Source organism: uncultured Campylobacter sp., from assembly GCF_938018145.1.
In the GTDB taxonomy this organism is placed as follows: domain Bacteria; phylum Campylobacterota; class Campylobacteria; order Campylobacterales; family Campylobacteraceae; genus Campylobacter_A.
Genome location: NZ_CALIII010000295.1, coordinates 1 through 2,326, shown reverse-complemented (window position 1 = coordinate 2,326; position 2,326 = coordinate 1). Strand labels below are relative to the sequence as shown.

At 47.2% G+C, this 2,326-nt stretch carries 2 protein-coding genes and 1 pseudogene; all 3 read left to right on the top strand.

The features are described from left to right. On the top strand, positions 1-794 hold a 794-nt coding region (locus tag Q0338_RS06850; RefSeq protein ID WP_298086106.1), incomplete at its 5' end, for a CofH family radical SAM protein. A 10-nt stretch (positions 795-804) separates the two neighbouring features. After that, a complete protein-coding gene (locus Q0338_RS06845; protein ID WP_298086105.1) occupies positions 805-2,097 on the top strand; it encodes an NCS2 family permease in 1,293 nt (430 codons plus the stop codon). A 9-nt stretch (positions 2,098-2,106) separates the two neighbouring features. Continuing rightward, a pseudogene (locus Q0338_RS06840) lies at positions 2,107-2,326 on the top strand (phosphoribosyltransferase); the annotation flags it as partial.

Genomic DNA, 2,326 nt, shown 5'->3' with positions numbered 1-2,326 from the left:
GCGTCGCTCACGGCGCAAAAGAGATACATATCGTCTCGGCGCATAATCCCGAAACTTCGTGGCAGTGGTATTTGGAAATTTTTAAAAAAATAAAAGAAAAATACCCGCAAATCCACGTCAAGGCGCTAACTGCCGCGGAGGTTGATTTCCTCTCGCGAAAACACGGCCTTAGCTACGAAGAAGTCGTGGAAAAGATGCTCGAATACGGCGTGGATAGCATGCCGGGCGGCGGAGCGGAGATCTTTGACGAAGAGGTTAGGCGTAAAATTTGCAAAGGCAAGGTAAGCTCGGAAAACTGGCTCAAAATCCACCGCCTTTGGCACGAAAAAGGTAGAGAAAGCAACGCCACGATGCTGTTTGGCCACGTAGAAAGCAGGCAAAATCGTATCGACCATATGTTGCGAATCCGCGATTTGCAGGACAAAACTGGCGGATTTAACGCCTTTATCCCGCTGGTTTATCAGCGCGACAACAACTATCTAAAAGTAGAAAACTATCCCGGCTCGGCCGAAATTTTAAAGACCTTTGCGATCTCGCGTCTGGTGCTCGATAACGTCGCGCACATCAAGGCGTACTGGGCGACCTCGACGATAAATTTAGCCATGGTTGCGCAGGAATTCGGCGCTGACGATCTAGACGGCACGATAGAAAAAGAGAGTATCCAAAGCGCGGCCGGAGCGAAATCGGCAAGCGGTATGAGTCTTAGAAATTTTACCGATCTCATTCAGACTTCGGGCTTTGTTCCCGTCGAGCGAGATAGCTTGTATAACGAACTAAAAATTTACGATAACTAAGGAGGCGGAATTGGATTTTTTTAAACTCAAGCAAAACGGCACTAGCGTAAAGACCGAGTTTAGCGCAGGACTCACGACCTTTTTAACGATGATGTATATTGTGCCCGTAAACGCGATAATCATGAGCAAAACGGGTATGCCGATGGACGCGCTCATCACGGCTACGGCGCTCATAACCGTGGTCGCTACCGTGCTAAACGGCGTATGGGCGAACACTCCCGTGGCTATGAGCGTGGGAATGGGACTAAACGCGTATTTTACATTTGGCCTCGTGCTTGGTATGCAGATACCGTGGCAGACGGCTCTGGGCGTGGTTTTCATCTCGGGTATAATTTTCGTCGTGCTATCTTTTACGAATTTTAGAATCTGGGTCTTAAAATCTATCCCGGACGACGTCAGACGCTCGATAAGCGCGGGCATAGGCGCCTTTATCGCCTTTGTCGGACTTCAGCAGATGGGCGTAGTTGTAAATAATGACGCCGTGCTGGTCGGACTTGGAAATTTAAAAGATCCAAACGTTATTTTGGGCTTTGTGGGACTATTTTTCGTTATACTTTTTTGGGCGTGGAAGGTTAAGGGCGCCTTCATCATCGCGGTATTTACGACCTCGGTGATCGCTTGGATTTTTGGTATCGCGCCCTATCCGAAAGAATTTATCTCGCTACCGGCCTCGATATCGCCGATATTTTTAGAGCTTGATATCATGGGCGCGCTATCTTTTGCGCTGCTTCCGGTGATCGTTACATTTTTCGTAACCGATCTTTTCGACTCTATCGGCACGCTAGCGGGCGTGGGAAATAGGGCGGGAATCTTTGACGAGAGCAACCAAAAAGGCGTCGAAAAACTAGAAAAAACTCTCGAAGCCGATGCAGTAGCTACGGTAGCCGGCTCGTTAGTAGGCGTTAGTACGACGACGTCGTTTGCCGAGAGCGCTAGCGGCGTAGAGGAGGGTGGTAAGACGGGACTAACGGCGGTATTTTGCGGACTATTTTTCGTACTTACGATTTTTATGTTGCCGCTTTTTAAAGCTATCCCTTCAAACGCGATATATCCGATACTCGTGATGGTGGGCGTGCTGATGTTTAGCGAGCTTGGAAATATAAATTTTAAAGATCCGGCCATCGCTATCTCGACGTTTTTGATAGTTATTTTGATGCCGCTTACATACTCAATCACGACGGGACTTTCGTTTGGATTTATGGCGTATCTGCTGGTTCGTATCATGAGACGCGAGTGGGAATACGTAAATATCGGCGTTATCGTACTTGCGCTCATTAGTTTTATTGTATTTTTAGTGCATTAAGGAGAAAATATGCTAAAGTATCCGTTTGAGGAATTTCACAAAGACGTAAAAGTAATGGTGCGAGATATCAAAGCAAATTTCGAGCCCGAGGTGATTTTGGCAATCGCCCGCGGCGGACTTACTTTGGGGCACTTTTTAGCGAGCCTACTAAATAACCGCAATCTTTTTACGCTAAACTCAATCCACTACGAAGAGACGAAAAAGCTCGATACTATCGATATCTTTAACA